Here is a 1886-nt window from a genome sequence, read left to right on the forward strand (position 1 = left end):
CTGACCGAACTCGTTCGACCATTGATGTCCTACGGCAAGGACGAACGCCATATCGACAAGAGCGTTTGGAAGTTGCCCATCCCCCAATTCAATATCGACGACGACCAGCACCTGCTGATCGCCAGCCTCGCGGAGGATCTGACGCAGGAAATCGCACAGCTTGAGTTCGCCTCCAAGTACTTTGTGACCATCCGCAAAAACATCCGCGCGTATCTAGCAAAGTCGACTCAAGGTCAGAAGCTAGACGAAGCAGTACAGGGTCTGATGGGCTGACTGACTGGATTTCCTGATCTATTGATTAAAATCCGTCTAGGTAGTTAGCTTTACGGTCGCCATATAAATACGCTCATGGCCCTATTGGGAGACCATTGCATTCATAGTTGGATGGAGAACATGTTAGAGATTGCAACCTGCGGATCTGCTCGATCGCCTAAATGGTTTGCGCCTCGGCGGAGGCCACAGTGAGGTTCAGACGTCGTAACTTTGAGGCACTGGCTGATCTGATCTGCGGAAACCTGGGTTCCTCCGCAGGAGAGACAAGGTACTTCCCGTACCGATCCAGCAGCTACATCACTGAGTTCTTCCAAGAGCTTGACACGGATTGGGTGCACGACGGCTCGACACGGCACCGGTGGGTCGCAGACGTTCTCGACAGCATGTTGAACGAACCCCACGACGGGCCGACCCACCCTCCTGAGGGATTTTGTAGACTCATCGATCACCTGATGAGCCCCAGCGACGCCATGAACGAGGGGCCCGATCGTCCCAATGCTCTCCAGCAGCTCAATGAGGTCTTGGAAAGAGAAGGATTCGAAGCTTTTTACGGCGATGACCGCCACTGCTATCTGCGCCACATCGGCACGAACACGGTCACAGTGTTGCAGTCCAATCCTCACCGCCCGCTCACTGCTGTCGAGATCCAGCGCCGAAACAGCCTTGCTGCCTACCTCGACATGTGCAGTGAAGATGAACTGATCGAGAACGTGCTGCTCCCGCTGTTCCGCCAGTTGGGGTTCCACCGCATCACTGCGGCTGGACATAAGGACAAGTCCTTGGAATACGGCAAGGACATCTGGATGCGCTATACCTTGCCGACCCAGCATCTCCTGTATTTCGGCATCCAGGTCAAAAAGGGGAAGCTCGACGCATCAGGCGTCACCAAGGCCAGCAACGCCAATATTGCCGAGATCCACAACCAAGTACTCATGATGCTGGCCCATGAGATCTTCGACCCTGAGATCAACCGTCGGGTCTTGGTCGATCACGCCTTCATCGTGGCGGGCGGAGAGATCACCAAGGCCGCTCGCAACTGGATCGGCAACGTGCTCGATGCTGCCAAGCGCAGCCAGATTATGTTCATCGATCGGAGCGACATCCTGAATCTGTACGTTGTCACTAATCTGCCGCTACCCCCTGGGGCATCGCCGAAACCGACCGGCCCTTGGGGTGTCTCAAGCAACGAGCCGCCGGTTTAGCGCGAGGCTCTCCTCACTAACACCCGCCGCTGACGCCCTCCGTTGCGCGCCATGCCACGTCGGAGCACAGGAGCTGCGCAGAGGCGGGGAACAATGAGTCCATGGCCGCCCCTGTCTGCCCGTACTGCGGTGATCCCCTGGTGGGAAAGTCAGCCTCCCGGGACCACGTCTTCATGGATGCCCTCGGTGCTACGGCGACGGTGCTCGCCTGCCGACAGTGCAACAGCACCTTGGGCCACACACTTGAAGCCGCACTGCTCAAGCACGACCAGTTGCTGAATCTTGCGCGGCTTGCAGTTGGGGTCGGTGGCAAGCAGGGGTCAAGTCCTTTTGAGTGGATGCTCCTATTGGCGTCAAGCGGTTTTGAGGCGTTGCTGGTCGGTCTCCTCGAGCCAGTGCTGACAGCGGTGG

The 1886-nt window shown here is 57.3% G+C and carries 3 protein-coding genes; all 3 read left to right on the forward strand.

Annotated features, from left to right (window positions below):
• Positions 1–273, forward strand: a 273-nt coding sequence (locus BJF77_RS02415; protein WP_222844954.1) for a hypothetical protein, incomplete at its 5' end; no start/stop codon positions are given.
• A 452-nt stretch (positions 274–725) separates the two neighbouring features.
• Positions 726–1475 (forward strand): hypothetical protein, encoded by a 750-nt coding sequence (locus BJF77_RS02420; protein WP_255396102.1) that lies wholly within the window; start codon positions 726–728, stop codon positions 1473–1475.
• A 101-nt stretch (positions 1476–1576) separates the two neighbouring features.
• On the forward strand, positions 1577–1886 hold a 310-nt coding region (locus BJF77_RS19320; protein WP_139318403.1), incomplete at its 3' end, for an HNH endonuclease.

The sequence above is a fragment of the Kocuria sp. CNJ-770 genome, assembly GCF_001942375.1.
GTDB lineage: Bacteria > Actinomycetota > Actinomycetes > Actinomycetales > Micrococcaceae > Kocuria > Kocuria oceani.